Annotated in this window: 31 protein-coding genes and 1 tRNA gene; 16 read left to right on the top strand and 16 right to left on the bottom strand. The window is 58.6% G+C overall.

The features are described from left to right. Window positions 1-32: 32 nt before the first annotated feature. Together typA and Q0792_RS01905 are read right to left on the bottom strand one after the other, a co-directional pair. Window positions 33-1850: a translational GTPase TypA gene (typA, locus tag Q0792_RS01910; protein ID WP_298835917.1), complete on the bottom strand. Its 1818-nt coding sequence runs from the start codon at window positions 1848-1850 to the stop codon at window positions 33-35. A gap of 156 nt (window positions 1851-2006) precedes the next feature. After that, entirely contained in the window at window positions 2007-2465 is a 459-nt protein-coding gene (locus tag Q0792_RS01905) for an Lrp/AsnC family transcriptional regulator (protein WP_298835916.1), read from the bottom strand. 110 nt (window positions 2466-2575) lie between these two features. On the opposite strand from Q0792_RS01905, the gene Q0792_RS01900 reads away from it, so the two are divergent. Together Q0792_RS01900 and Q0792_RS01895 are read left to right on the top strand one after the other, a co-directional pair. Next, complete coding sequence (locus Q0792_RS01900; protein ID WP_298835915.1) at window positions 2576-2779, top strand: DUF6356 family protein; 204 nt, start codon at window positions 2576-2578, stop codon at window positions 2777-2779. Window positions 2780-2893: 114 nt separating this feature from the next. Continuing rightward, window positions 2894-3418 (top strand): hypothetical protein, encoded by a 525-nt coding sequence (locus Q0792_RS01895; protein WP_298835914.1) that lies wholly within the window; start codon window positions 2894-2896, stop codon window positions 3416-3418. A gap of 50 nt (window positions 3419-3468) precedes the next feature. Here the strand turns inward: Q0792_RS01895 and Q0792_RS01890 are convergent, their stop codons facing one another. The 4 genes from Q0792_RS01890 to Q0792_RS01875 all read right to left on the bottom strand — a co-directional run bounded on the left by Q0792_RS01890 (window position 3469) and on the right by Q0792_RS01875 (window position 6285). Next, window positions 3469-4683 (bottom strand): NADP-dependent isocitrate dehydrogenase, encoded by a 1215-nt coding sequence (locus tag Q0792_RS01890; protein WP_298835913.1) that lies wholly within the window; start codon window positions 4681-4683, stop codon window positions 3469-3471. Between the two features lie 133 nt (window positions 4684-4816). Further along, the gene (locus Q0792_RS01885) at window positions 4817-5395 is read right to left on the bottom strand and encodes an HD family hydrolase (RefSeq protein WP_298835912.1); all 579 of its coding nucleotides are present in this window, start codon (window positions 5393-5395) and stop codon (window positions 4817-4819) included. Then, window positions 5385-5627 carry a hypothetical protein gene (locus Q0792_RS01880; RefSeq protein WP_298835911.1) on the bottom strand — a complete coding sequence of 81 codons (243 nt, stop codon included), beginning with the start codon at window positions 5625-5627 and terminating at the stop codon, window positions 5385-5387. The genes Q0792_RS01885 and Q0792_RS01880 overlap by 11 nt, the downstream gene beginning before the upstream one ends. A gap of 4 nt (window positions 5628-5631) precedes the next feature. Continuing rightward, a complete protein-coding gene (locus tag Q0792_RS01875; protein ID WP_298835910.1) occupies window positions 5632-6285 on the bottom strand; it encodes an alpha/beta hydrolase in 654 nt (217 codons plus the stop codon). Window positions 6286-6466: 181 nt separating this feature from the next. Between Q0792_RS01875 and Q0792_RS01870 the strand changes: the two genes are divergently transcribed. The 11 genes from Q0792_RS01870 to Q0792_RS01820 all read left to right on the top strand — a co-directional run bounded on the left by Q0792_RS01870 (window position 6467) and on the right by Q0792_RS01820 (window position 14889). Beyond that, a complete protein-coding gene (locus Q0792_RS01870; protein WP_298835909.1) occupies window positions 6467-6925 on the top strand; it encodes an Rrf2 family transcriptional regulator in 459 nt (152 codons plus the stop codon). 88 nt (window positions 6926-7013) lie between these two features. Beyond that, window positions 7014-8198 (top strand): aminotransferase class V-fold PLP-dependent enzyme, encoded by a 1185-nt coding sequence (locus Q0792_RS01865; protein ID WP_298835908.1) that lies wholly within the window; start codon window positions 7014-7016, stop codon window positions 8196-8198. A 14-nt stretch (window positions 8199-8212) separates the two neighbouring features. Further along, window positions 8213-9751 carry a Fe-S cluster assembly protein SufB gene (sufB, locus tag Q0792_RS01860; RefSeq protein WP_298835907.1) on the top strand — a complete coding sequence of 513 codons (1539 nt, stop codon included), beginning with the start codon at window positions 8213-8215 and terminating at the stop codon, window positions 9749-9751. 27 nt (window positions 9752-9778) lie between these two features. Continuing rightward, window positions 9779-10048: a hypothetical protein gene (locus Q0792_RS01855; RefSeq protein WP_298835906.1), complete on the top strand. Its 270-nt coding sequence runs from the start codon at window positions 9779-9781 to the stop codon at window positions 10046-10048. Next, the gene (locus Q0792_RS01850) at window positions 10045-10359 is read left to right on the top strand and encodes a heavy metal-binding domain-containing protein (RefSeq protein WP_298835905.1); all 315 of its coding nucleotides are present in this window, start codon (window positions 10045-10047) and stop codon (window positions 10357-10359) included. Before Q0792_RS01855 ends, Q0792_RS01850 begins: the two co-directional genes overlap by 4 nt. Before the next feature lie 67 nt (window positions 10360-10426). Continuing rightward, on the top strand, window positions 10427-11182 hold the full coding sequence (gene sufC / locus Q0792_RS01845) for a Fe-S cluster assembly ATPase SufC (protein ID WP_298835904.1): 756 nt from the start codon (window positions 10427-10429) through the stop codon (window positions 11180-11182). Then, entirely contained in the window at window positions 11182-12465 is a 1284-nt protein-coding gene (locus tag Q0792_RS01840; RefSeq protein ID WP_298835903.1) for a SufD family Fe-S cluster assembly protein, read from the top strand. The genes sufC and Q0792_RS01840 overlap by 1 nt, the downstream gene beginning before the upstream one ends. Then, a complete protein-coding gene (locus Q0792_RS01835; protein WP_298835902.1) occupies window positions 12465-12950 on the top strand; it encodes a YIP1 family protein in 486 nt (161 codons plus the stop codon). The genes Q0792_RS01840 and Q0792_RS01835 overlap by 1 nt, the downstream gene beginning before the upstream one ends. Continuing rightward, window positions 12947-13540, top strand: coding sequence for a YIP1 family protein (locus tag Q0792_RS01830; protein ID WP_298835901.1), 594 nt, complete (start codon window positions 12947-12949; stop codon window positions 13538-13540). Before Q0792_RS01835 ends, Q0792_RS01830 begins: the two co-directional genes overlap by 4 nt. Next, on the top strand, window positions 13533-14753 hold the full coding sequence (locus tag Q0792_RS01825) for a cysteine desulfurase (RefSeq protein WP_298835900.1): 1221 nt from the start codon (window positions 13533-13535) through the stop codon (window positions 14751-14753). Before Q0792_RS01830 ends, Q0792_RS01825 begins: the two co-directional genes overlap by 8 nt. Before the next feature lie 59 nt (window positions 14754-14812). Next, a tRNA-Arg gene (locus Q0792_RS01820) sits at window positions 14813-14889 on the top strand. A gap of 131 nt (window positions 14890-15020) precedes the next feature. Here Q0792_RS01820 and Q0792_RS01815 read toward each other — a convergent pair. Both Q0792_RS01815 and Q0792_RS01810 read right to left on the bottom strand, forming a co-directional pair. Continuing rightward, window positions 15021-15362, bottom strand: coding sequence for a copper-binding protein (locus Q0792_RS01815; protein WP_298835899.1), 342 nt, complete (start codon window positions 15360-15362; stop codon window positions 15021-15023). Further along, the gene (locus tag Q0792_RS01810; protein ID WP_298835898.1) at window positions 15359-15883 is read right to left on the bottom strand and encodes a DUF4142 domain-containing protein; all 525 of its coding nucleotides are present in this window, start codon (window positions 15881-15883) and stop codon (window positions 15359-15361) included. Before Q0792_RS01810 ends, Q0792_RS01815 begins: the two co-directional genes overlap by 4 nt. 136 nt (window positions 15884-16019) lie before the next feature. Here Q0792_RS01810 and Q0792_RS01805 point away from each other — a divergent pair, with 136 nt between their 5' ends. Both Q0792_RS01805 and Q0792_RS01800 read left to right on the top strand, forming a co-directional pair. Beyond that, complete coding sequence (locus Q0792_RS01805; protein WP_298835897.1) at window positions 16020-16976, top strand: AraC family transcriptional regulator; 957 nt, start codon at window positions 16020-16022, stop codon at window positions 16974-16976. Window positions 16977-17085: 109 nt separating this feature from the next. Beyond that, the gene (locus Q0792_RS01800; RefSeq protein WP_298835896.1) at window positions 17086-17454 is read left to right on the top strand and encodes a hypothetical protein; all 369 of its coding nucleotides are present in this window, start codon (window positions 17086-17088) and stop codon (window positions 17452-17454) included. Window positions 17455-17737: 283 nt separating this feature from the next. On the opposite strand, the gene Q0792_RS01795 is transcribed toward Q0792_RS01800, so the two are convergent. From Q0792_RS01795 to Q0792_RS01770, 6 genes are all read right to left on the bottom strand, one after another. Further along, window positions 17738-18643, bottom strand: coding sequence for an HAD hydrolase-like protein (locus Q0792_RS01795; protein ID WP_298835895.1), 906 nt, complete (start codon window positions 18641-18643; stop codon window positions 17738-17740). After that, window positions 18640-19455: a phosphonate ABC transporter, permease protein PhnE gene (gene phnE / locus Q0792_RS01790; protein WP_298835894.1), complete on the bottom strand. Its 816-nt coding sequence runs from the start codon at window positions 19453-19455 to the stop codon at window positions 18640-18642. The genes Q0792_RS01795 and phnE (Q0792_RS01790) overlap by 4 nt, the downstream gene beginning before the upstream one ends. After that, a complete protein-coding gene (phnE, locus tag Q0792_RS01785) occupies window positions 19455-20270 on the bottom strand; it encodes a phosphonate ABC transporter, permease protein PhnE (protein WP_298835893.1) in 816 nt (271 codons plus the stop codon). Before phnE (Q0792_RS01785) ends, phnE (Q0792_RS01790) begins: the two co-directional genes overlap by 1 nt. Continuing rightward, window positions 20267-21061: a phosphonate ABC transporter ATP-binding protein gene (gene phnC / locus Q0792_RS01780; RefSeq protein ID WP_298835892.1), complete on the bottom strand. Its 795-nt coding sequence runs from the start codon at window positions 21059-21061 to the stop codon at window positions 20267-20269. Before phnC ends, phnE (Q0792_RS01785) begins: the two co-directional genes overlap by 4 nt. Before the next feature lie 66 nt (window positions 21062-21127). Then, window positions 21128-22102 (bottom strand): phosphate/phosphite/phosphonate ABC transporter substrate-binding protein, encoded by a 975-nt coding sequence (gene phnD / locus Q0792_RS01775; protein ID WP_298835891.1) that lies wholly within the window; start codon window positions 22100-22102, stop codon window positions 21128-21130. A 149-nt stretch (window positions 22103-22251) separates the two neighbouring features. Further along, complete coding sequence (locus Q0792_RS01770) at window positions 22252-22764, bottom strand: SRPBCC domain-containing protein (protein ID WP_298835890.1); 513 nt, start codon at window positions 22762-22764, stop codon at window positions 22252-22254. A gap of 133 nt (window positions 22765-22897) precedes the next feature. Here Q0792_RS01770 and Q0792_RS01765 point away from each other — a divergent pair, with 133 nt between their 5' ends. Continuing rightward, window positions 22898-23791 (top strand): LysR family transcriptional regulator, encoded by an 894-nt coding sequence (locus tag Q0792_RS01765; RefSeq protein ID WP_298835889.1) that lies wholly within the window; start codon window positions 22898-22900, stop codon window positions 23789-23791. Window positions 23792-24011: 220 nt separating this feature from the next. Here the strand turns inward: Q0792_RS01765 and Q0792_RS01760 are convergent, their stop codons facing one another. Together Q0792_RS01760 and Q0792_RS01755 are read right to left on the bottom strand one after the other, a co-directional pair. Continuing rightward, complete coding sequence (locus Q0792_RS01760; RefSeq protein WP_298838556.1) at window positions 24012-24236, bottom strand: DUF6552 family protein; 225 nt, start codon at window positions 24234-24236, stop codon at window positions 24012-24014. A gap of 19 nt (window positions 24237-24255) precedes the next feature. Next, window positions 24256-24960, bottom strand: a complete 705-nt coding sequence (locus Q0792_RS01755) for an SDR family oxidoreductase (RefSeq protein ID WP_298835888.1) — start codon at window positions 24958-24960, stop codon at window positions 24256-24258. Window positions 24961-25053 lie beyond the last annotated feature (93 nt).

Below are 25053 nucleotides of genomic sequence, written 5' to 3'. Positions count from 1 at the left end.
TGTGGCTGCGGAAGCAGTAAGCTCCCGGGGCGTCAGCTGGCGCGCGCCATCCGCTTGCGCTCATGCGGGTCCAGATAGCGTTTGCGCAGACGGATTGCATTCGGGGTCACCTCTACCAGCTCATCGTCATCGATATAGGCGATGGCCTCTTCGAGGCTCAGCGTGATCGGCGTGGTCAGGCGGACGGCTTCATCGGTGCCGGAGGCCCGGACGTTTGTCAGCTTCTTGCCCTTGAGCGGGTTCACTTCCAGATCGTTTTCCCGGCTGTGCTCGCCGATGATCATGCCCGTATAGACATCCGCCTGCGCGCCGATCATCATTTTCCCGCGTTCTTCGAGGTTCCACAGCGCGTAGGCAACCGACGTCCCGTTTTCCATCGAGATCAGCACACCCGCCCGACGGCCCGGGATTGGTCCCTTGTGCGGGGCCCAGCCGTGGAAAACCCGGTTCAGCACACCGGTGCCGCGGGTGTCCGTGAGAAATTCTCCGTGATACCCGATCAGGCCGCGTGACGGCACATGCGCCACGATCCGTGTCTTTCCGGCACCGGCAGGTTTCATCTCGACCAGTTCTCCGCGCCGTGTGCCAGTGATCTTTTCGATCACTGCACCCGAGTACTCATCGTCGACGTCAATTGTCGCTTCTTCAATCGGCTCGTGTCTAACGCCGTCGATGTCCTGAAACAGGACCTGCGGGCGCGAAATACTCAGCTCAAAGCCTTCACGCCGCATATTTTCAATCAGAACACCCATCTGCAGTTCGCCGCGACCGGCAACCTCAAAAGCCTCGCCACCGGGTGTGTCGCTGATGCGGATCGCGACATTGGACTCGGCTTCTTTCATCAGGCGCTCGCGGATCACCCGCGATTGTACCTTTTTGCCATCACGACCGGCCAGCGGGCTGTCGTTGATCCCAAAGGTCACGGTGATGGTCGGCGGATCAATCGGCTGGGCGGGCAGGGCCTCGGTTACCTGTGGGGCAACGATGCTGTCGGCCACGGTTGCTTTGGACATACCGGCCAGGCTGACGATGTCGCCGGCTTCGGCCAGATCAATCGGCTGCTGGTTCAGACCACGGAAGGCCAGGACTTTGGTGACGCGGAAGGATTCGATCTGCGTACCATCGCGGCTCAGCGCTTTGACCGTCTCTCCGGCTTTGAGCGTTCCCGCTTCGACGCGACCGGTCAGAATGCGCCCGATAAACGGGTCTGCGCCCAGTGTTGTGGCCAGCATACGGAAAGGTTCATCCCGTTTGGTCAGCTGCGCAGGCGCCGGGACATGCTCGACAATCAGATCAAAAAGCGCCGAGAGGTCGGCGCGCGGCCCGTCAAGCTCCATATCGGCCCAGCCGGAGCGGCCGGAGGCGTACATTGCGGGGAAGTCGAGCTGGTTATCATCAGCACCGAGATTGGCAAAGAGATCAAAGCACTCGTCCAGCGCGCGGTCAGGTTCTGCATCCGGCTTGTCGACCTTGTTGAGCACCACGATCGGGCGCAGACCGAGTGCCAGCGCTTTTGAGGTCACAAACTTGGTCTGCGGCATCGGCCCTTCGGCCGCATCAACCAGCAGCACCACGCCGTCGACCATGCTCAGAATCCGCTCAACCTCGCCGCCGAAGTCGGCGTGGCCCGGCGTGTCCACGATATTGATCCGCGTGCCTTTCCATTCGACCGACGTGGCCTTGGCAAGGATTGTGATCCCGCGTTCGCGCTCCAGATCATTGCTGTCCATCGCCCGTTCGGTCGTGGCCTGGTTTTCCCGGTAGGTACCGGATTGTTTAAGCAATTCGTCCACCAGCGTTGTTTTGCCGTGGTCAACGTGAGCGATGATTGCGATGTTTCGCAGGTCCATAAGAACAGCCTTTAAACCGGGAGGAAGCGCAGCTTTGGCGCGTTTGACGGGCGCATACCGCGAGACCGGGCGGAATGCCAGTGAAAACCGTGCCTGCAGCCCGTGACATGATGGCAGGTGCCCGACAACCGGCCATCCTGCGCCCGCTCCGAGGTATCACAGCGGCAACTGATGCGTGTCCTTGATCTGTTCCATGACAAAGCTCGCAGAGACATCCGCGAGGGGAACTTTGCGGATCAGACGCTGATAGAGCGCATCATACCCCGCCATATCCGCCACCCGTGCGCGGATCAGATAGTCGAGGTCGCCACTCATCCGGTACACTCCGAGGATCTCGGGCATGGCACGCGTGGCGGTGCGAAAACGGTCGAGCCATTCAGGTGCGTGTTCGCTGGTGCGGATCTGGATGAACACCATCAGTCCCTGACCGATTTGCGCAGGATCCAGAAGCGTAACCCGGCCAGTAATTACGCCGGCCTCCTCAAGAGCCCGGATGCGCCGCCAGCAGGCGTTACGACTCATCGACACCCGCTCTCCCAGAGCCTCCAGAGACAGAGAGGCGTCACGCTGCAATTCGGTCAGTATCCGTCGGTCTGAATCATCAAGTTTCACCATAACGGGCAGTATCGGGTACGTTTTTCCCACGATCAAAGGAAATCTGGTGATAATTGGGAAAAACTCTCCTGTCCTGTCCGGTACTCTCTGCGAAACCTGAGGAGGTACAGATGATTCAGCGCATTTTTCTCGCCCATCCGGCAAAAGTGGACGAAACGTTTTTTCAGCACATGCTGTTTGCCGGACGTTTCGCGGGGTTGCTGTTCGTCGCAGCAACAGCTGCACTGGTGCATGCCGTGGTTCCCTGTCTCTTTGAAAAGACAGCCAGCCGTATCGTCGCGGACCTGCACAACAGAACTCACAACAGAGGTTAATAATAACAACAGGTTAACAGATAAAATTCGAGTTTAATCTGCGTTAATTTAAAGGTTTGTAAACCGGGGGGCGTCCAGGGTCTTTTCGATTCTCTTGGAAGACTGGAGTGCCCTTTGCGACATCTGTTATCAGCTCTGGCTGTGGTCTGTCTGGCCCCGCCCTTATCTGCAGCTCCCCATGCAATGTTTTCTGCCTCGACCGGGCACATGGCGGGGGTCGGGTTGTATTCACCGGATGAGAAACTTGTCCCGCGCAGCACTCTGTTTCACCATGCAAAGCATGTTCCCGGCGGTGATCTGCCGCTGCAGCTGGAAAAAGCGGCGTTGTTTTCGGTTTCGACGCCAATGGCTTTGCGTGCGCCGGGCATTCTCTCCTCACTGAGAAAACCGGGACCGGCTTTGTCGCACCGCTGGCAGACGGTTGGCCCGGTCGCGTCGCTGGCGTGGAATCCTGTATCGACAGAAACTTCCGATCGGCTGCGCAAGGTACCGGTGCCGGCGTCAGCGCAGATGCTTCTTGTCAGCGTCGCTATGCTGGGCACGTTTAATGCCGCGCGCCGCCCGGCATCCCGGCGCACTCTGAGCCGCATCCGACAGGCGCGCGCATCCCGTATCCGCTATCGCAGCGACCGACGCTGATCCGGGCCATTCCGGTTGGGAATGGCCCTGGCTTCAGAATTCTGACCGTTTTATCCAGCAAGCGCTTTGTTGAGATTCTCGTCGATTTTCTCAAGAAAGCCCATTGTCGTCAGCCAGCTCTGATCCGGTCCGACCAGCAGCGCCAGATCCTTTGTCATAAACCCGCTCTCAACGGTGTCCACGATGACCTTTTCCAGAGTTTCTGCAAAGTTCAGCAGCGGCGCGTTGTCATCCAGTTTGGCGCGGTGCCTGAGACCACCCGTCCATGCGTAGATGGAGGCAATAGAATTGGTCGAGGTCTCTTCGCCCTTCTGGTGCTGGCGGTAATGGCGCGTGACGGTGCCGTGCGCCGCTTCGGCCTCGACCGTCTGGCCATCAGGCGTCATCAGGACTGACGTCATGAGACCCAGAGAGCCAAAACCCTGTGCCACGGTGTCAGACTGCACGTCGCCGTCGTAGTTTTTGCAGGCCCAGACATAGCCACCGTTCCATTTCATCGCGCAGGCGACCATGTCATCGATCAGGCGATGTTCATAAGTGATGCCGGCGGCTTTGAATTTTTCTTCGAATTCTGTCTCGTAGATGTGCTGGAACAGTTCGAGAAAGCGTCCGTCGTATTGCTTGAGGATCGTGTTCTTGGTTGACAGATACACCGGCCAGCCGAGCGAAAGACCATAGTTCATGGAGGCGCGCGCAAAATCGATGATCGACTGGTCCAGGTTGTACATGGCCATGGTCACACCGGCGCCCGGTGCGTCAAAGACCTCTTTTTCGATCTCGGTGCCGTCTTCACCGACAAATCTGATGGTCAGTTTGCCTTTGCCGGGAAATTTGAAGTCGGTGGCACGATACTGGTCTCCGAACGCATGGCGGCCGACCACGATGGGCCTGGTCCAGCCCGGCACAAGACGCGGCACGTTTTTGCAGATGATCGGCTGACGGAAGATCACCCCGCCGAGGATGTTACGGATCGTGCCGTTGGGGGACCGCCACATCTCCTTGAGGCCGAATTCCTCGACCCGTGCCTCATCCGGCGTAATCGTCGCGCATTTCACGCCGACGCCGTGTTCCTTGATGGCATGGGCTGCATCTATGGTAATCTGGTCGTTGGTTTCATCACGGGCCTCGATACCCAGATCATAGTATTTCAGATCAATATCGAGATACGGCAGGATGAGTTTTTTCTTGATGAAATCCCAGATGATGCGGGTCATTTCGTCGCCGTCGAGTTCGACGAGGGGGTTGTCCACCTTGATCCTGGTCATGTGCGCTCCTGTGCGTTGCGTGAATCGGCCTGTGGCGGGGTGTAGCGCAGAAACGCCTGGTTTAGAACCGGTATACCAGTGTATACCGTGCAGTTTTTTAAACGTATGCAACCGACAGGACAGAGAATAACTGTCAGGGTCCGAAAAATCCGCGCAGTTTTGGCAGCAGCCAGGCCCACAGACCAGGAGCGCCGCGACGGACCGGAACGCCGACGCGCTTGTCGAGCTGCTCAAAGGTGACGCCGTAGTCCTTCCATGACCCGCCACCATTTGCCAGGTTGCCGATGGGCGTCTGCACACGGTCTACCGATTTGGCAAAAACCGCATCAGGCGTTTCCGCCGCCTCGAATTCATCCCAGAGTGCCCTGAACTCTGCCGCCTGGTCTGCGGGAAGAAGGCCAAACAGCCGGTCCGCGGCTGCCTGTTCCCGAGCTTCCATTTCCGCAGGATCAAATGTGCCGTGAATGGGATTGTCACCCGCATCGATTTCTACGATGTCGTGCAGCAGCAACATACGCAGTACGCGGTCTGTGCGTACGTCCGGACCGGCCTGATCTGCCAGCACAAGTGCATAAAGCATTACATGCCACGAATGCTCGGCCGAATTCTCGAAACGCGAATTATCGTGCAGCCGGGAGGCGCGCAGGACTGATTTCAGCCGGTCGGCCTCGGACAGAAACGCGATCTGTGCATCCAGCCGGTCAGTTGTCATCCGGCGTGGGCAGGCTCCGGGCCATGTCGTCCTTGAGCTTTTGCAACAGTTCGCGCGCCCGCTGTTCCGCGCGGCGCACCCGCACCGCTGTCAGATAGGCTTCTTCCATTGTCTGCGACGAGCCACCGATGGTTTCCGCGATCCGGTTCACGAACGCGTCGTCTCCGGTGGCATTGATGATCTTCAGGCTCTCAACAGCAAGCTCATCCGCGACATCCTCGACAATTCCCATGGGCCTACCTTGAGGTTTCGGTCAGACGCCGCTTGACGTAGGCCGTTGTCGTGTCGATCAGGGTTTCCTGATGCGGTTCCTCAAAAAAGTGACCGGCGCCCTCGATCTGCTCATGCGTGATCGTAATGCCCTTCTGCTCGTGCAGCTTGGCGACGAGCGCCTCTGTGTCCGAGGGGGGCGCAACGCGGTCGGCTGTACCGTTGATAATGAGGCCGGACGCCGGGCAGGGGGCCAGGAACGAAAAGTCATACATGTTGGCGGGCGGTGCGACAGAAATAAAACCCGTAATCTCGGGCCTGCGCATGAGCAGCTGCATGCCGATCCAGGCGCCGAAAGAGAACCCGGCAACCCAGCAGTGCTTGGAGTTGTTGTTCATCGACTGCAGGTAGTCGAGCGCGGAGGCCGCGTCTGAAAGCTCGCCGATGCCCTGATCGTATTCACCCTGGCTGCGCCCCACACCGCGGAAATTGAACCTCAGCACAGTGAACCCCATGTTATAGAAAGCATAGTGCATCCGGTGCACAATCACATGGTTCATCGTACCGCCGAACTGGGGGTGCGGATGCAGAATGATTGCAATCGGTGCGTCGCGCTCTTTCTGGGGGTGATAACGGCCTTCAAGACGGCCTTCGGGTCCGGGAAAGATGACCTCGGGCATGTGTATCCCTGCAATGGGGTTCCGGTGTCACGCCAATTCTTGACGAATTCGCTCAGGCACCTTAGAACGGTTCTAATCTTTTTCCCCGGCGCTTGGCGGCGGGTTCGTATCGGATTTAGGCATTTTATCGCAGCGCGTCAATCAGATGGCGGTGCAAATGCCGGATTGCGGAGGGTTACAGGTGAAGCTTTCGACAAAAGGGCGCTACGCGATGGTCGCACTGGCGGATATTGCCCTGCAGCCCGCAGACAAACTGGTACCTTTGGGCGACATCGCCGAGCGGCAGTCGATTTCGCTGCCATATCTGGAACAGCTGTTTGTGAAACTGCGCCGGGCCGAACTGGTTGCGTCCGTACGCGGACCCGGCGGTGGATACCGCCTTGCGCGGAGTGCATCGGACATCCGGGTCGTGGACATACTCTCTGCGGTGGATGAAACCGTCGATGCGATGCACAAAGGGGCCGGTGTATCGGGCGGCGCATCAGGCAGCCGCGCGCAGTCTCTGACCAACCGGCTCTGGGAAAGCCTGAGCGCCCACGTCTATGTGTTTCTGCATCAGACCCGCCTGTCAGATGTGATTGAAAATGAGCTGGCACCCTGTCCCGCGGTACCGAACCTCTTTGCGGTTGTGGACGAATGACGCGGGCGGCGGTTCATTGGCCGCGCCGCTGCAGGTGTGCTGAGTGCTGCCGGCGCTGCGCTTTTGAGTATTTTGGGAAGGGTGAAGGGTGAAGGGGCGCGTTTATCTAGATCACAATGCGACAGCGCCGCTGCGTCCTGAAGCGCGCGCGGCGATGGTCGCGGCGATGGATGTTATGGGCAACCCGTCATCGGTGCATGCAGAGGGGCGGGCCGCGAAGGGCCTGGTGGAGCGGGCGCGCGCTCAGGTAGCGGCCCTGGTGGGGTGCACACCTACGCAGGTTATTTTCACGGGCAGCGCCACCGAAGCTGCCGCCCTGGCGGTGGCGCAGAAGGCGCGGCATGGTGGGGTGTTTGCCGCACTGCCTACAGAGCACGATTGTCTGCGCGTCTGGAGCGAAGCGGATCTGCCTGCGCTGCAGGGCGCAGAAGGTCGGTTGTCAGCGGCTGGCATTACGGCGTTTCAGAGCTGGCTTGTGGGTTTGGCCGGGCATGAATGGTCATCGGACAGAGGGCCGGTTGCGTTGCTTGCCGCGTCGGCTGCCAATAGTGAAACGGGATGTCTTGCGGTGAACAGGACGGTCGTACCGGACAGTTACGTCAACGCTTTCCGGGCGGGAACGGTACCGTATTCTGTGGTTTGCGACATCACACAGCTGGCGGGCAAAATGCCGGTGACATATCATGGCGATCAGCGGCCGTCCTATATGATCCTGTCTGCGCATAAAATCGGCGGACCAAAAGGAATGGGTGCGCTGATCAACTTTACCTCTGATGATCCGGAGGCAATCCTTCGGGGAGGCGGCCAGGAAATGGGCCGTCGGTCGGGCACAGAAAATGTCATCGGGATTGCAGGTTTCGGGGCCGCTGCGGAAGCTGCGGCGCGCGATGTTGCAGGCGGGCGCTGGGATCGGGTCGAAAAACTTAGAAAGATTCTAGAGAACACTCTTGCAGCTGGTGCAAAGGAAACTATTTTTGTCGGGAAAGAGGTGGAACGCCTTCCCAACACGAGCTGCTTTGCGACCCCGGGCTGGAAGGGCGAGGCCCAGGTCATTCAGATGGATCTGGCCGGATTTGCGATCAGCGCAGGATCGGCCTGTTCCAGCGGCAAGGTGCGCGCCAGCAAGGTGCTGAGGGCGATGGGATACGATGACGAGACAGCCGGTTCTGCGATCCGCGTATCGCTGGGGCTGGAGACCACAGAAGAAGACGTGCTGCGGTTCGCCGATGCATGGCTGAAACAGGAAAAGAAATTCCGCGCCCGAGCGGCGTGAGACCGGAGGACGAGATGGCAGCACTGGACAATCCCGACGCAGGTGAAATGCAGGTCAAAGAAGGTGTCGATCAGGAAACGGTCGACGCGGTGCGCGAGGTTGGCGGCAAATATAAATACGGCTGGTCCACTGACATCGAGATGGAGTACGCGCCCAAGGGTCTGAGCACCGATATTGTGCGTCTGATCTCGGAGAAGAACGAAGAGCCGGAATGGATGCTGGAATGGCGTCTGGCCGCCTATGAGCGCTGGCTGCAGAAGAAAGAGCCCAAATGGGCGATGGTGGATTACCCGGAGATCGATTTCCAGGACCAGTATTACTATGCGCGTCCGAAATCGATGGAAGTGAAGCCCAAATCGCTGGATGAGGTGGACCCCAAACTGCTGGAAACCTACAAGAAACTGGGCATTCCGCTGAAAGAGCAGATGATCCTCGCCGGTGTCGAAGGCGCAGAGGAACTGGGTGACGCGCCGCGCAAAGTGGCCGTGGATGCGGTGTTTGATTCCGTCTCTGTCGGCACGACCTTTCAGGATGAGCTGAAGAAGGCGGGCGTGATTTTCTGCTCGATCTCCGAGGCGATCAAAGAGCATCCGGAGTTGGTGAAGAAGTACCTCGGGACCGTCGTGCCGGTCTCGGACAACTACTATGCGACGCTGAATTCGGCCGTTTTCTCGGATGGCTCGTTTGTTTATGTGCCGCCGGGGGTGCGCTGCCCGATGGAGCTGTCGACCTATTTCCGGATCAATGCGGAAAACACAGGCCAGTTTGAACGCACGCTGATCATTGCCGACAAGGGCTCGTATGTGTCCTATCTCGAAGGCTGCACGGCCCCCCAGCGGGATATCGCACAGCTGCACGCGGCCGTGGTCGAGATCATCGTCGAGGAAGATGCAGAGGTGAAATATTCCACCGTGCAGAACTGGTATCCGGGTGACGAGAACGGCAAGGGCGGCATCTATAACTTTGTGACCAAACGCGCCGATTGCCGGGGCGACCGGGCCAAGGTGATGTGGACGCAGGTTGAGACCGGCTCGGCGGTCACGTGGAAATACCCGTCGTGCATTCTGCGGGGCGATGACAGCCAGGGTGAGTTCTATTCCATCGCGATTGCCAACAACATGCAGCAGGCGGACACCGGCACCAAGATGGTGCACCTGGGCAAGCGCACGAAATCGCGGATCGTCTCGAAGGGGATCAGCGCGGGCAAGGCGCAGAACACCTATCGCGGGCTGGTCTCGATGCACCCCAAAGCCAAAGAGGGCCGGAACTATACTCAGTGCGACAGTCTGCTGATCGGTGACAAATGCGGCGCGCATACGGTGCCCTACATTGAGGTCAAGAACAACTCGAGCCGTGTCGAGCATGAGGCGACGACGTCGAAAGTGGACGATGATCAGCTGTTCTATTGTCGCTCGCGCGGGATGGATGAGGAAGAGGCCGTGGCGCTCGTGGTCAACGGCTTCTGCAAGGACGTGCTGCAGGCGCTGCCGATGGAGTTCGCCATGGAAGCGCAGCAACTGGTGGCGATTTCGTTAGAAGGGTCGGTCGGTTAAACCCTGAGTTGATACCGGTCGTGCGCAATGACAACTGACGCAAAACATGAATTGGGGAGGGCACGTTTGTTGCTCAGAAGAAGACAACAGCAACGTGGAATTGCGGCCATACCTCTCATCGCAATCGTGGTTTTGATGGTCGCGGAAGCGTTTCTGAGCTGGCGTTTACTAACGCCCGAAATACTTTTCTTCGCGGTCTTCCCTGCAATTGTTCTGGCGTTACCCTTTCATCTTCGTGCGGTAACAGCAGAGAAAAGATATCTGACGGTTTCCAAACATCTGAGAGCAAGCAAATGATCCTCACCACCACAAACACCATCGAAGGGCGCCGCATCACCGCCTATCACGGCATTGTCGTGGGTGAGGCGATCATGGGTGCTAATATCGTGCGCGACTTTTTCGCCAGCGTCACGGATGTGATCGGCGGGCGCTCCGGTGCTTATGAGGGTAAACTGAAGGACGCGCGCGACGAGGCGATGGCCGAGATTGAGGACCGCGCGCGGGCCGCGGGCGCAAACGCCGTTGTCGGCATCGATCTGGATTACGAGGTGATCGGGGACAGTATGCTGATGGTCTCCGTCTCGGGCACCGCCGTCACAATTGAATGAACTTTAAGAACATGCCGCAAGGCACTGAAATGAAACGCCTGACCGCAGGCACACAAAGGAACACGACATGCTGAGCATCAAAAACCTCGCCGTGAAACTGGAAGAAGAGGACAAGCAGATCCTTAAAGGCGTCGATCTGGAGATCGAGGCCGGCAAGGTCCATGCGATCATGGGTCCGAACGGCTCGGGTAAATCCACGCTGTCTTATGTGCTGTCCGGAAAGGACGGGTATGAGGTCACCGGCGGTGAGGCCACGCTTGAGGGCGAGGATGTCCTGGAGATGGAACCCGAAGAGCGCGCGGCAGCGGGTCTGTTTCTCGCGTTCCAGTACCCGGTGGAAATCCCCGGTGTGGGCAACATGACCTTCCTGCGTACGGCCGTGAACGCGCAGCGCAAGGCGCGCGGCGAAGAGGAAATGTCCGCCGCAGAGTTCCTGAAGGTCGTGCGCGCCCGCGCCAAAGAGCTGAAGATCGACGCGGATATGCTGAAACGTCCGGTCAATGTCGGCTTTTCGGGTGGTGAGAAAAAGCGCAATGAAATCCTGCAGATGGCGATGCTCGAGCCTAAGATGTGCATTCTGGATGAGACCGACTCCGGCCTCGACGTGGATGCGATGAAGCTGGTGGCCGAGGGTGTGAATGCCCTGCGCTCTGAGGGGCGCGGCTTTCTGGTGATCACGCACTATCAGCGTCTGCTGGATCACATCAAACCCGATGTTGTGCATATCATGGCGGATGGCCGCATCGTGAAAACCGGTGGCCCCGAGCTGGCGCTGGAAGTCGAAAACAACGGCTATGCCGGCATCCTCTCTGAGGTGGCGTAATGGCTGAGGCAGCACTGAAACAAAGCGCGACAGAGGCGCGCCTTGCCGGGCTGGACATGCCGCAGGGCGGCTGGTCTGAGGCCGCGCGCCGCGATGCCCTGGCCCGTGTGACCGCGATGGGTCTGCCAGAGCGTCGTGATGAGTACTGGAAATATACCCGCCCCGATACGCTGGTGCAGGCCGATCCGGTGCCCGCAGCCCTGTTTGATCATTCCGACGAGGCGCCGTTGTTTGACGGGATCGATCGTCTGAATATCGTCTTTGTGGATGGTGTTTTTGATGCAGAGGCCTCTGACGATCTGACGCTGGCCGGTGTCAGCATTGAGCGTCTTGCCGAAGCCTCCGCAGACATTCACTGGGCGCGCGACCTCTACGGGGTGCTCGAGGCGAACGGCCAGAAACCGGTGGAACGTCCACTGGCGGCCCTCAACACCGCCTTTGCCCCTGATGGCGTGCTGATCCACGTCACCGGCAAGGCGGCAAAACCGGTAAACCTGACCTACCGGCACCAGTCCGAGACATCGGATGCCATGCTGCACCACGTCATCCGCGTGGATGCCGGGGCCGAGATCACGGTTCTGGAGAACGGACCCGCGGCGGCACGGTTCAACAAGGTCATGGAAGTCGATATTGCCGATACGGGCACGTTCCACCACGTCCGTGCTCAGGGGCGCGATCACGAGCGCCGCGCGGCCACGCATATCTTTGCCCGGCTGGGTGCGGAAAGCATTTTCAAGTCTTTCACACTCACGGCCAACGGGGTGCTGACGCGTAACGAATGTGTGCTGGAACTGACAGGCGATGACGCGGTGGCTCATGTGGCCGGCGCCTGTGTCGGTGACGGTGATTTCCATCACGATGACACGGTGTTCATCACCCATGATGCGGTAAACTGTGAAAGCCGCCAGGTATTTAAGAAAGTGCTGCGCAATGGTGCCACAGGTGTGTTTCAGGGCAAGATCCTGGTGCAGCCCGGCGCGCAGAAAACCGACGGCTACCAGATCAGCCAGTCGCTGCTGCTGGATGAGGACAGTCAGTTCCTGGCCAAACCAGAACTGGAAATCTATGCCGATGATGTGGCCTGTTCGCACGGCTCCACCTCTGGCGCGATAGACGAAGAGGCGCTGTTCTACCTGCGCTCGCGCGGGGTGCCGGAAGGCCCGGCAACAGACCTGCTGACGCTCGCTTTTCTGGCCGAGGCCGTAGAGGAAATCGAAGATGAGGCCCTGCGCGACGAGATAAACGCGCGCCTGAGCGGCTGGCTGGAACGGCACCGCAGCTGATGCCAGTCACTCGGGACATTCCGGCCACATACCGCGGACCTGGCCGGGTCGTCCGGCGGCTTCTGGCTGCCGGGCACCGTGAAGACCGCGCACTTGCCTATCTGATGGCGGGCTGTGTACTGATGTTTCTGGCGCAGCTTCCGCGCCTCGCACGCGAGGCGCATCTGACCGGTCAGGAACTCAATATGCTGATGGGCGCATCGCTCATGGCATGGGTCTTTGTCGCGCCGCTCATGCTCTATTGTGTGGCCGCACTCAGCCATATCGTGGCGAAACTCATGCGGGGCAGGGGCACATGGTACAGTGCGCGGATCGCGCTCTTCTGGGCCTTGCTGGCCTCTTCGCCGCTGGTCCTGCTGAATGGTCTTGTCGCGGGGTTCATCGGTCCGGGGCTCGAGCTGCAGCTTGTTGGGCTTGCATGGATATCGGTTTTTGCCTGGTTCTGGATCGGCGGCATGCTGGCCGCAGAGAAAGGCGCCGTATGACGCAGACCAATACCTGGCCCGCACTGGCACTTCTGACGCTGCGCGACCCCGGTGAAGCCGCCGGTATCATCCTCAGCACAAGGCTGCCCCGGCAGGCACTCTGGATCGCTGTGGCGCTCATTTCAGTGGCGAACACAATCCTGTCCTACGCCTCCCACCTTCTGTTGCCCGTGCCAGAGCCTCTGGCATCCATTGTGACCAGCCCCTTTGGCTATTTCACCCTGGTTGCGGGTGGCTTCGTTGTAATGGTCCATGCCCTGTACTGGACCGGCCGGATGCTTGGCGGCAGCGATGATATGGGCGACCTTCTGCAACTGCTGATCTGGCTGCAGGTCCTGCGCACGGCCGCACAGGGTGTGATCATCGTGATGCTCCTTCTGGCGCCCGCGATCGCGACGCTGTTTCTGCTGTTCGTAGGCATTGCGACGCTATGGATTTTTCTGAACTTTCTGAACATCGGCCTGAAACTCAATTCGATCTGGCATGCCGTCGGTGTCCTGGTCGCCGGATCGGCCGGCATGGTGCTGGGTCTCTCGCTCATTCTGTCGCTGATCGGCGTTTCCGCCATGGGGGTGCCCGCAAATGTATGATGTCGAAAAAATCCGAGGCGACTTCCCGATCCTGTCACGCGAAGTGAATGGCAAACCACTGGTCTATCTGGACAATGGTGCCTCCGCCCAGAAACCGCAGGTGGTGATTGATGCTGTGACCAACGCCTATACAAATGAATACGCCAATGTGCACCGCGGTCTGCACTTTCTGTCGAACCTGGCGACCGACAAATACGAAAGTGTGCGCGGCGTCATCGCGCGGTTCCTCAATGCCGGTTCCGAAGACGAGATCGTGCTGAACTCCGGCACGACCGAAGGCATCAACATGGTTGCCTATTCCTGGGCAATGCCCCGGATGGAAGCGGGTGACGAAATCCTGCTCAGCGTGATGGAGCACCACGCGAATATCGTACCATGGCATTTTCTGCGCGAACGCATGGGCGTCGTGCTGAAATGGGTCGATGTGGACAGCACCGGCGCACTTGATCCGCAGGCCGTTATCGATGCCATCGGGCCAAGAACAAAGCTGGTGGCCATCACACATCTTTCCAATGTGCTTGGGACCCGTGTTGATGTGAAGACCATCACGCGGGCAGCACACGAACGCGGTGTGGCCGTGCTGGTCGATGGCAGTCAGGCCGCCGTTCATCAGCCTGTGGATGTTCAGGACATCGGATGCGATTTCTATGCCATCACAGGTCACAAACTCTACGGCCCCTCCGGGTCGGGCGCGATTTACGTCAGGACGGACCGGATGAAGGAAATGCGACCCTTTATTGGCGGCGGTGACATGATCCGTGAAGTCAGCAAGGACGCTGTAACCTACAATGATCCGCCCATGAAGTTTGAGGCCGGTACACCGGGCATTGTCCAGACGATCGGCCTTGGTGTGGCGCTGGACTATATGATGTCCCTCGGCATGGAAAACATCGCGGCACATGAGGACCAGCTGCGCGACTATACGGTCGAACGTCTGGGTGGGCTGAACTGGCTTCAGGTCCAGGGTACGACACCGGACAAAGGAGCCATTTTCAGTTTCACCCTCGATGGCGCCGCACATGCGCATGACATCTCGACCATTCTGGACAAAAAGGGTGTCGCGGTCCGGGCCGGACAGCACTGTGTCGGGCCTTTGATGGAGCATATGGGCGTCCCGGCCACCTGCCGCGCGTCCTTCGGGCTTTACAACACAAAGGCCGAGGTCGATGTGCTGGTTGATGCCCTTGAGCTGGCGCATGATCTTTTTGCCTGACGCGGCAGCGTTTTTTGCAATTGCAGGCGCGCGCAGGCGCGTCTATACCGCAGGCAAGTGGACCCTTAGCTCAGCTGGATAGAGCGCTGCCCTCCGAAGGCAGAGGCCAGAGGTTCGAATCCTCTAGGGTCCGCCACTGTCACTTCTCCCGTTCATCATCCCGTTCCGGACGGCCCCGCAGCGGTGTTTAACCGCGTCGGAACCGGCAGGCGCCACTGTGCGCCGACGCTTGATCGTCCTGACCAGACCTGCACTTCTGTTCGCCCACTAGTCGATAATCTCTATCCGGCCCTTCATATGCGGGTGAAACGCGCAGAAATAGGTTGTTTCCATACCTGCAGTCACCTGTACCTCGGCAGCGGCATCTTTAGCCAGAGTGCCGGTATCCCACCCGGAGTCATCGGCCGTGGCCGTGTGGGGCGCAATGTCATTGTTGGTCCATCGGATCACATCGCCGAACCGGACCTGAACGAGTTCCGGAAGAAACGCAAACGATCTGACAGCGATGTCGTGCACCTTTCCGGTTTCTGCCAGCAGGAGACCCGGAACAGCAGCTGTTGCAACCGTTCCGGCAATCACGCTCCGGCGTTTCAAGCGGCGCGTCGTCACTGAAGCGCCTTGACCATCATTTCGGCGTGGTGCTCATGCGCTCTGAAGATTTCCAGACCCTGCACGAAAAGGGCCCGGACCTCGTCGTTGTCTATGTTCGGGATCATGGTGTCTTCGACGAGTTCATTCACAGCCTGATGATAGGCCAGTTCGTTGGCCGCATAGGCTGCGTCAAATTCTGCTCCGCGCAACTTCACAAAACCGTCGATGATTTCTTCGGCATTGGCGTTCAGCGTCTGGCTGACCGGGTTGTCCTGTGCTGTTGCACCCAGTTTGGCCAGCAGGGCAAGCGCCGCTTCGTTGACGGCTGTATGATCGCGGATCATTGTATTGGCGAACTCATGAATGTCAGGATTGTCCGACAGCACCAGGGCAAGATGCGCATAACGAATGTCGATATTATCGGCCGTATAGGCGATATGGGCGAATTCGAGATCACTCATCTCGGCGACATCCTGGGCGGACGCCTGAACAGCTGTCATGGCAAATACGACAGCAATGGTGGAAAGCAGCTTTTTCATTTCGGGATTTCCTCTGAAGTTAGACATCGTATGGATACCCCTGCGTTCGCCTGCGTTTGAATGCGCGTTCGTCCCAAATACCGTGCAGATCGTTCAGACCTCTGTACAGAACCGCACTCCCGCGTATGATGTGAACATGCTTGATCTTCTCAGTGACATTCTGACGAACCTGTCCATGCGCGGAACAATTTATTTCCGCACGTCCTTCACCAAACCCTGGGGCGTCGCCGTTCCGAAGTATGAAAACGTCGCGCGCTTTCACTTCGCACACCGCGGCAGTTGCCTTGTCCGCGTCGAGGGTGTCGGGGAGCCCGTCGATCTGGCGCAGGGGGACCTGGTGATTATTCCACACGGCGCACCACATGCGCTCTATTGTGGTCACACACCCGAACGCACGATCATGCCCCTCGATACCGTTCTGCAGGTCTCTGGCTTCACCGGCTCTGGTGTTCTTGTCCATGGCGGCGACGAGCCGCAAAGCGAAACTCAGTTGATCTGCGGTCATTTTTCGTTCGACCCGCATGCACGGCATATCCTGTTGGAGCGTTTGCCGCCTGTCATTCATATCAGGAACTACGGCGAGAGCGCGGGCCGCTGGATGGAGGCCACATTGCGCATGATCGGGGAGGAATCCGGTGGTCAGAAGATGGGTGGCGACCTGATCGCCCTCAAGATGTCTGAAACTATTTTCGCGCAGGCAATCCGCACGTTCATTGAAGGCAGCGATGCCCGCGAATGGGGTCTGGGCGCTTTTGCCGACCGCAACCTGAGCCGGGCGCTGGACGCATTCCACAAAGCACCAGCGGACAGCTGGACAGTCGGGACACTGGCACGGGCCGCAGGCATGTCGAGGACCAGTTTTGCTGTTCAGTTCCAGAAGGCGATGGATATGACGCCCATCGATTATGTCACCAGATGGCGCATGGAGATCGCAAAAACAGTCCTGTTGTCGCCGGGGTCATCTCTGACCGATGCAGCCGAAAGCGCAGGCTATGCTTCAGATTCTGCCTTTGCGCGCACCTTCAGGAAAGAAACCGGGATGTCGCCCGCGGAGTTCCGGAAAGCTGAAATGTCCGGAAGTTCACAAACCTGAACGATCTGCATGCAGTTGCGGACGCTCTGACATGTATCACCGGGGTAATTATCCCTACCTTTGTCCTGTCTCTGTAGCACACAGCATCTCAGGAAAAGGACAGCTCATCATGTTTCCCCGTTTCATCACTAAATCGATCCACGCTTATCTGGACTACCCCGTCGCTCTGGGCCTGATCGCCATGCCGTTTCTCTTTGGTCTTGGTGCTGAAAATGCGCTGGCATTCTGGCTGTCGGTTGCGACCGGCATTGCCGCCTTCGCGCTCACTGTCCTGACGGATCACCATCTGGGTGTCATACGGGTTCTGCCGTATTCCTTACATCTGGTCGTGGATGGTCTGGTTGGGGTCGCGTTCGTGATCGCACCGCTTTTGCTCGGCTTCACCGGTTTTGATTTCTGGTACTATATGGTTCTCGGTCTGACCGTGCTGGCTGTTGTCGGCCTGCATAAGCCCGAGGGCCGCGTGGCAACAGCCTGACCGATCGTGACTGACAAAGGGCGCCGACATTGTGTCGGCGTCCTGTTCGCCGGAACCCTTTCCGGCGCTCTGGCGGGAACAGGGCACACTGTCCGGTTTTTGTCAGACATGACGGCGAGCGCTGCCGGCACGGGACCGTAGTTGCGCGTCCGTTCACGCATGGTCCGCACGCCGGTTCTTATACAGTCCTGACTGCAAGGTTCCGCAGTTGCGGCGCAACGCACATCCGGCAGGCGCATTCGATCAGCGCCTGACCCAGGCCGGCGGCCCTGGGGGGTCGGCGTTATGGCCTCTCGGCAATGAAATCCGGTACGATTCCCGATTGTGCAATGGCTGCACCGGCGTCATGGCCTGCAAGAAAGCCATATCCTGCGATCAGCACTGAGGCGATCCCGGCGGACTTCGCGCCAAGAATGTCGGTGTGCAGGCTGTCGCCGACCATGACCACACGGCTGCGATCCACCGGTCCCAGATGGGCGAAAACCAGATCGTAGATGTTCATAAATGGTTTGCCGAAAAAGCGGGGCTCTGTTGTCGTAACCTGTGCAATCCGGTGCGCAAAATAGCCGGGCTCAACAGAGAAACCATCTTCGCGCGGCGCGACAATGTCGGGATTTGCGACCCGCACCTGCCGTGGCCATTTGTTCAGCGATGCTTCGAGCAGGTTCTGTCTGTGGTCCGACCAGTCACCACTGCCGATCAGAAGGAAACCGCCGGCCCGGTCATAGGCATCAGGGTCATCCTGCAAAAGATGCCATTGTATGGGACCAAAATCATCCATCGGAACGCCCGGTAATCCCATAACGCCCCAGGTAATCTCCGGCGCATCACCAAGATTTGCAGATGTCGCCATCCGGCTGGTAAGGACATCTGTGGCGTCAAATTCATATCCAAGCCGGCGATATTTTGCCAGGAGCGTATCGCGCGGCACGCTTGCGGCATTGGAGACAACAAGCACCCGCTTGCCCGCCGCCTGAAGGTCGCGCACCCGTTCCGGGGTGCCCGGGATGGCCTCGTCGCCAATGTTCAGAACGCCGAAAGCATCCAGCAGAAAAACGTCGAAGGCGTCGGAGATTTCGGCCAGGGACCGGATGTTTCGGGCAGGGGCCCGGGACGGTCGGCATGACGGCAGCCGGGCACGCGCGTTTTCATAAGCCGAAAACGCCTCCGCAACACTGAGGTTCATCATATGATTGCGCCGCGTACCTTGGCCGAAACCCATTCGCTGATGATAACGGCCACCAGAATAACGATAAGGATCAGGCTGACCTGCGGCCATGCCAGTACGTTCAGAGAGGCCGACAGCTGCAGGCCGATCCCTCCTGCGCCGACAAGGCCCAGAACTGTAGATTCACGGATATTGATGTCCCAGCGAAAGACTGCGATCCCGGCAAACGCCGGCAGGATCTGCGGTACAATCCCATAGGCCATGACCTGCCAGCGCGAGCCGCCCGTTGCTGTAATGGCTTCCACCTGGCTGTGATCAATTTCTTCGATCGCCTCGTAAAGCAGTTTGGCGCAGAAGCCGACGGACCGGATTGCAATGGCGATCACACCGGCAAAAACACCGGGCCCGATAATGGCGATCAGCAGCAGCGCCCAGATCAGCGAGTTGATCGAGCGCGTCGACACGATGATCAGAAGGGCCAGCGGACGGATAAGCAGCTTTGAGGGTGTTGTGTTCTGTGCGGCCAGAAACGCGACCGGCACGGCAAGGAACAACGCGATGATGGTGCCGAGCGTCGCAATGTTCAGCGTATCCCAGATCGGGCGGCCCAGCTGTGTGATGTATTCCCAGCGGGGCGGTGTGGCGCGGGTCCAGATATCGTTTGCGATGCGCGGCGCATCCCAGACAAAGAACCAGGTGGTAGAGGCCGAGATGATCTGCCAGCACCAGGCAAAAACAACCAGCCCGGCGAGCCAGCCGAACCACCGGATCATGTTCTCGCGCGTCGTCCGACGCCGCCAGATCTGTGTATCGTCCCGTTCAAAAACCGGCATTACTGGACCCTCGCGCGGATGATACCCGAGAGGTATTCAAGGGCCATAACGATCCCGATGATGATCAGCAGGATTGCCGCAGCGGTGTCGTACTCGTAGCGGTCGAATGCGGTGTTCAGGGTCGCCCCGATGCCACCCGCGCCGACAAGCCCGAGGATCGCGCTTTCGCGGAAGTTGATATCAATCCGGTACATCGACAGGCCAACCAGGCGCGGCATAACCTGTGGCTGTACGCCGTAGTTGATCCATTGCACCCAGCGGGCACCGGAGGCACGGATTGCTTCGGCCTGCACTCTGTCCATTGCCTCAATGTCCTCGGCCAGAAGCTTCGACAGGAACCCGATCGTCGCAAAGCTCAGTGTCAGAAAGCCTGCCAGCGGTCCGAAGCCGAAAATGGCGACGAGCAGGATGGCAACGATGATTTCCTGCAGGGCCCGGCTGATGGCGACAATGCCGCGACAGATCACATAGACGGGCAGGGGTGCTACGTTGCGGGCGGCCCCGAGGCCTATCGGGATAGAGATGATTATACCGACCACAGAGGCGGCAACCGTCATCACAATGCTCTCAAGTAGTCCGCTCCAGATGTCGCTCCAGCGCGAGGTGAAATCCGGACTGGTGAAGGCCAGCACGAATGCCCATCCGCGGTCCAGACCCTCGTAGACACGGCCCCAGTCGACCTCGATGGTCATGAAGGCAGCGATCAGATAGGCGACAAAGCCCAGGATGAGGGTCCAGCGCAGGGCGACGTTCTTTATGAAGGCCGGTTTGCGCCACCGGTGTCCGACCATATTGTCGAGGGTGACGTCGCTCATTCCGCTGCCTCTGTTTCGTCTTCGTCCTCTACCTTTTCGATGGTCGCTTCCCAGTCTTCCTCGCCGTAGATCTCGGTCAGTTTATCGGGCGTCAGGCCGGTTGGCAGACCGTCATAGACAATTTCACCAAAGCGCAGGCCCACAACACGCGGCACGAACATCTGTGCCAGTGCGACGTCGTGAATATTGATGATCGCGGCAAGGTCACGCTCGCGGCACAGCTCTGTAATCAGACGCATGATCTGACGGCTGGTTTTGGGATCAAGCGAGGCTGTCGGCTCGTCAACAAGCAACAGCTTCGGGTTCTGGATCAGGGCACGGCAGATACCGACCCGCTGGCGCTGCCCCCCGGACAATTCATCCGCGCGCTTGTCCGCCATATGCAGAAGACCCACGCGATCAAGCAGACGGAATGCCTCGTCGGTGTCCGACTGGGGATAGCGGCGCAGAAAGGACCGCCAGAAACCGACATAGCCCAGACGCCCTGACAGAACGTTTTCCATCACCGTCAGACGTTCAACAAGGGCATATTCCTGAAAGATCATCCCCATCTCGCGCCGCGCCCTGCGCAGCGCACCGGCACCAAGCTTTGTCAGATCGACCCCGTCAAGCAGAGCTTCGCCGCTGGTCGGCTCAACCAGGCGGTTGATACAGCGGATCATAGTGGATTTGCCGGCACCCGACGGGCCGATCAGAGCAAGCACCTGACCTTTCGGCACGTCAAGATCAATTGCCTTCAGTGCCTGATCGCCGGTCTTATAGGTCTTGGTGAGTTTTCTGAGTTGCAGCATGCCCCGCCCCTGAAATAGCAGAACAGGCCCACCTGGGCGGGCCTGACTGTCTGTCGTATTATTGTATTATTCGCAGGCGTAGGACACGCCGTTCGCAGTGTCGATCTTGCGGATAACATCCCAGAATTCCTGGTACGTCATCTCAAGGAACTGACCCTCGTTCGACTTGGAGAATTCGGCCTCAAGCGACGTGCCTTCCCACTCAAAGCTGAAGAAGGCGTTGCGGATGTTTTCCTGCAGTTCCGGCGTCAGGTTGTAAACCGTACCAAAACCGGTCGTGGGAAAGGTTTGCGATTTGTAGATCGTGATGACGTCGTCTTCCTTGATGACGTCCCGGCTGATCATCCGCGATTTTACCGAGTTCGCGATTGAGGCAGCCAGATAGTCCTTGTTGGCCACGCCGAGGATCGAGTTGTCATGCTTGCCGGAATAGACCGGTTCAAAATCACGCTCCGGCAGAAGGTCAAAATCGCTCTTCAGGATCGCAGAGGGTGCTTTGAAGCCGGAGTTGGATGTGGGTGAGGTAAAGGCCAGTTGTTTGCCCTTGATGTCCTCGACCTTTTCGATGCCGGATCCCGGAAAGGTAATGATCTCCATTTCGTAGCCGAAATTGCCGTCTTTGGACGCCATGATCGTGAAGGGCCGGAAGCCGGCACAGTTCACAGCAAGCGGGTTTGACCCGGTATTGAAGCCAGCGATATGCAGACGACCGGAGCGCATGGCTTCGATCTGGGCTGCGTTGTTCTGGACCGGGAAGAATACGACGTCTTTACCGGTTTCCGCTTCGAGGTGCTCCAGGAAGTCGGACCATGCGGTCTTGTAGACTGCCGGATCCTCGACAGGCGTGTAGGCAAAGATCAGAGTATCCGGGTCAAGCTGCTCGGACGGGTCCGTGGGAATGTCCGCAATCAGATCGCCGTCGGCGTCACAGAACCGGTCGTCCAGATCGCCGCGCGGACAATCCTGAGCCGAGGCTGTGCCGGCAAAAGACACAAGCGCAATCGCGGTCGCGCCGAGCAGTGCTTTGAGTTCAGTTTTCATATTTTCCTCCCTGGGTTTTCTTTCACTATGCATTCGGTGTCTTTTCTTTCGCAACACGAATGTCTGACTTTGCGGGAATTAGAACGGCAGAACGGCTTTGGCACACCCCTGCGGGCGCGGTGATACAACCGTAGATATGAACAGGACCTTCAGGCCACGGACTCGACCCGGGTCTTCAGGGCAAGATTCATGGCCTCAAAACCTCTGCAGATGTTTTCGCCCATCAGGGCCATGAGGGGACGGGCCAGCATCCCGCTGAAATCCTCACCATGGCGGAGGATTGTTGTGCCGGTTTCCGTTTCGTTGAGGACGAAATAGTGTTCACCATCGAATATACCCTTCACACCCAGCTTACCGGCCCAGCGGAGCTCACGGTTTTCATCAGCCACCAGAACCTCGGGGGTAAAGACAAACGGTGCTTTTCCTGCAGGCTGAACAGTGATGGTAAGGCGCTGGCCTGCCGCCAGATTGCCGGAAAGATGGCGTATGAACGGATTCCATTCAGGATAGGCGGTAGCGTTGGTCAGCTCTTTCCACACCACGTCGGCCGGCGCGGCGATCTCTGTTGCTGTGCATATGGAAAAGCCGGTGAACCTGGGGGCAACCACCGTTGCAACGCGGCCGGCACTCACGACAGAGCCAGCTTTTGTTGGGGAAATCATCGTCCTTACTCCTTTTGAAACCTCGCCAGATGGTTCTTTTCGGTCTGGCAAATCCAGAGTGATATATGTGCGTGCGTTGATAAATCAGTAAAATGCCCATAGGTATTATACAGAATTATATACTGGAAATATGATGAACGTCTCGCTGGACCACATCCGGACTTTTCATGCTGTTGTCGAGCACGGTTCACTTCTGGCCGCGTCAGGGCACCTGGGCCTGACGCAGCCCACTGTCGGCCGTCATATCGACCTGCTGGAAGGTGCGCTTGGCTTCAGGCTCTTTGTCCGGGGGCGCGGCGGAATGCGGCTGACCGGGAAGGGTGCTGATCTGGTCGCCACCGCACGTGACCTTGTAAGTGATGCAGTCGCGTTCGAACGTTTGGCAGGCGGGATGGAGGAAAAGATCGAAGGCGTCGTCAGGCTTTCTGCCAATCAGATCATCGGAACCTTTCTTTTGCCCGGAATTCTGGGAGACTTCATGCGGGACTATCCCGAAATCGAGGTTGAGACTGACGTCAGCAATGAAGCCACCAACCTTCTGCAGCGGGACGCAGACATCGCGATTCGCATGTTCCGCCCCAGACAGGGTGATCTGGTCGCGCGGAAAATCACAGAACTTCCGATAGGACTGTTTGCGCACCGGGACTATCTCTCACGCTGCACGGCACCCACTGAACTGAGCGACCTCAGACAGCACTCACTTATTGGTTCGGATCGTGATGCCTCTCTGATCGACGCTTACCGGGCGGCAGGTCTGGCGCTTGTGCCGGGGGATTTCGCATTCCGCTGTGACAACGATCTTGCCGGGATAAACGCTGTGCGCGCAGGCATCGGCATCGGCCCTTTGCACAGGGGAATGGCCGCGCTCTGGCCCGGGATTGTGCAGGTCCTCTCCGACCTGCCCATACCGCCCGTCGAACTCTGGCTCGCCTGCCACAGCGACGTGCGTCATAACAAACGCATCCGCCTGATGATGGATTTTCTGAGTGAACGCCTCAGGTCACCATACGCGGGATGTCTTTCTTGATCAGGCGACAGAGATACAGGCGGAGGATCGGATATCTGGTACTGTCAGGTGCCGCTCCCCGTTTATCGATGCACTAACGGGCATGCGCAGAGGGCGCGCAATTGGGACGCACCCCTGAAGGTTCTTCGGCACCCGATCAGCGATGCAAAGGTTTTTTAGCGCTGAGCGGGGAATGATACTGTTCAGCAGGCCGTCGCCGGCAGCATCCGGCGACTGCGTTTTACACCTGCGTCATGCCGGCAATCATGGCCGCCAGCGCCACAAGATGCACCAGCATGATCGCACGATCTTTCCACAGGATACCGACGACCAGCCAGCCGAGAACACCAACGATAAACAGACAGAGGTTCCACGGGGTGTATCCCGCCGCCGTTGCCGCATATCCCATGATCTGCACCACGGATGCTCCCCACTTGACCACAGTGGTCAGCGCCGCCGGACCCATGGCAGGACCCGTGGTCGTTTCACACTGCACGTGTCAGCCCTCCGTCGATCCGTAGATTCTGACCGGTTACATATCCGCCGTCCTCAGACGCCAGCCACGAAATCATGGACGACACTTCTGCTGCCCTGCCATACCGACCGAGCGGGATGCGTGCTTTTCTGTCTTCCGTCTCGGGAAGGCTGTCGATAAAGCCCGGCATCACGTTGTTTATGCGGATGTTGTCCGCTGCGTATTTGTCTGCATAGAGCTTGGAAAATGCTGCAAGGCCTGCACGAAACACTCCAGAGGTCGGGAAAAGCGGATCGGGTTCGAATGCGGCAAAAGTGGAAATATTGATGATTGCACCACCACCCTGCGCCTGCATCACCGGAGTGACAAGCCGCGTCGGGCGGATCACATTCATCAGATAGACCTCCATCCCGTCGTGCCAGTCTGCGTCGCTGATCTCCAGAACCGGACCTTTCGGACCATGACCTGCCGAATTCACAAGTACATCCACACGTCCCCAGCGCGATACAGCGCCCTGCACAAGCGCCTCAAGCGCATCAGGGTCCAGATTGGAGCCGGTCACCCCAAAGCCGCCGAGCTCGGTGCCAATGGCCTCCCCCTTGCCGGAGGACGACAGGATACCAATGTTGAAACCATCCGCTGCGAGACGGCGGGCTGCGTCCGCTCCCATGCCGCTGCCGCCCGCTGTGATAAGCGCTACTTTTTCTACTGCCATGATTGTCTCCAGTTTCATTTTACACACAATACGCGGAATTTTTCAGGACTTCGCGGGAGTATTGATCTTTTGTGACAGTAGAATTACTACAGC

Source organism: uncultured Roseobacter sp., from assembly GCF_947495025.1.
GTDB lineage: Bacteria > Pseudomonadota > Alphaproteobacteria > Rhodobacterales > Rhodobacteraceae > Roseobacter.
The sequence above is the reverse complement of the archived record's forward strand: the minus strand, read 5'-3'. Positions and strand labels throughout refer to the sequence as shown.

Excerpts from the sequence above, each read along its gene's own strand:
- typA (WP_298835917.1), bottom strand. The coding sequence starts at position 1,850 with ATGGACCTGCGAAACATCGCAATCATCGCTCACGTTGACCACGGCAAA.
- Q0792_RS01905 (WP_298835916.1), bottom strand. The coding sequence starts at position 2,465 with ATGGTGAAACTTGATGATTCAGACCGACGGATACTGACCGAATTGCAG.
- Q0792_RS01900 (WP_298835915.1), top strand. The coding sequence starts at position 2,576 with ATGATTCAGCGCATTTTTCTCGCCCATCCGGCAAAAGTGGACGAAACG.
- Q0792_RS01890 (WP_298835913.1), bottom strand. The coding sequence starts at position 4,683 with ATGACCAGGATCAAGGTGGACAACCCCCTCGTCGAACTCGACGGCGAC.
- Q0792_RS01885 (WP_298835912.1), bottom strand. The coding sequence starts at position 5,395 with ATGACAACTGACCGGCTGGATGCACAGATCGCGTTTCTGTCCGAGGCC.
- Q0792_RS01880 (WP_298835911.1), bottom strand. The coding sequence starts at position 5,627 with ATGGGAATTGTCGAGGATGTCGCGGATGAGCTTGCTGTTGAGAGCCTG.
- Q0792_RS01875 (WP_298835910.1), bottom strand. The coding sequence starts at position 6,285 with ATGCCCGAGGTCATCTTTCCCGGACCCGAAGGCCGTCTTGAAGGCCGT.
- sufB (WP_298835907.1), top strand. The coding sequence starts at position 8,213 with ATGGCAGCACTGGACAATCCCGACGCAGGTGAAATGCAGGTCAAAGAA.
- Q0792_RS01855 (WP_298835906.1), top strand. The coding sequence starts at position 9,779 with ATGACAACTGACGCAAAACATGAATTGGGGAGGGCACGTTTGTTGCTC.
- Q0792_RS01850 (WP_298835905.1), top strand. The coding sequence starts at position 10,045 with ATGATCCTCACCACCACAAACACCATCGAAGGGCGCCGCATCACCGCC.
- sufC (WP_298835904.1), top strand. The coding sequence starts at position 10,427 with ATGCTGAGCATCAAAAACCTCGCCGTGAAACTGGAAGAAGAGGACAAG.
- Q0792_RS01840 (WP_298835903.1), top strand. The coding sequence starts at position 11,182 with ATGGCTGAGGCAGCACTGAAACAAAGCGCGACAGAGGCGCGCCTTGCC.
- Q0792_RS01835 (WP_298835902.1), top strand. The coding sequence starts at position 12,465 with ATGCCAGTCACTCGGGACATTCCGGCCACATACCGCGGACCTGGCCGG.
- Q0792_RS01830 (WP_298835901.1), top strand. The coding sequence starts at position 12,947 with ATGACGCAGACCAATACCTGGCCCGCACTGGCACTTCTGACGCTGCGC.
- Q0792_RS01825 (WP_298835900.1), top strand. The coding sequence starts at position 13,533 with ATGTATGATGTCGAAAAAATCCGAGGCGACTTCCCGATCCTGTCACGC.
- Q0792_RS01810 (WP_298835898.1), bottom strand. The coding sequence starts at position 15,883 with ATGAAAAAGCTGCTTTCCACCATTGCTGTCGTATTTGCCATGACAGCT.
- Q0792_RS01805 (WP_298835897.1), top strand. The coding sequence starts at position 16,020 with ATGCTTGATCTTCTCAGTGACATTCTGACGAACCTGTCCATGCGCGGA.
- Q0792_RS01800 (WP_298835896.1), top strand. The coding sequence starts at position 17,086 with ATGTTTCCCCGTTTCATCACTAAATCGATCCACGCTTATCTGGACTAC.
- Q0792_RS01795 (WP_298835895.1), bottom strand. The coding sequence starts at position 18,643 with ATGATGAACCTCAGTGTTGCGGAGGCGTTTTCGGCTTATGAAAACGCG.
- phnE (WP_298835894.1), bottom strand. The coding sequence starts at position 19,455 with ATGCCGGTTTTTGAACGGGACGATACACAGATCTGGCGGCGTCGGACG.
- phnE (WP_298835893.1), bottom strand. The coding sequence starts at position 20,270 with ATGAGCGACGTCACCCTCGACAATATGGTCGGACACCGGTGGCGCAAA.
- phnC (WP_298835892.1), bottom strand. The coding sequence starts at position 21,061 with ATGCTGCAACTCAGAAAACTCACCAAGACCTATAAGACCGGCGATCAG.
- phnD (WP_298835891.1), bottom strand. The coding sequence starts at position 22,102 with ATGAAAACTGAACTCAAAGCACTGCTCGGCGCGACCGCGATTGCGCTT.
- Q0792_RS01770 (WP_298835890.1), bottom strand. The coding sequence starts at position 22,764 with ATGATTTCCCCAACAAAAGCTGGCTCTGTCGTGAGTGCCGGCCGCGTT.
- Q0792_RS01765 (WP_298835889.1), top strand. The coding sequence starts at position 22,898 with ATGAACGTCTCGCTGGACCACATCCGGACTTTTCATGCTGTTGTCGAG.
- Q0792_RS01760 (WP_298838556.1), bottom strand. The coding sequence starts at position 24,236 with ATGGGTCCGGCGGCGCTGACCACTGTGGTCAAGTGGGGAGCATCCGTG.
- Q0792_RS01755 (WP_298835888.1), bottom strand. The coding sequence starts at position 24,960 with ATGGCAGTAGAAAAAGTAGCGCTTATCACAGCGGGCGGCAGCGGCATG.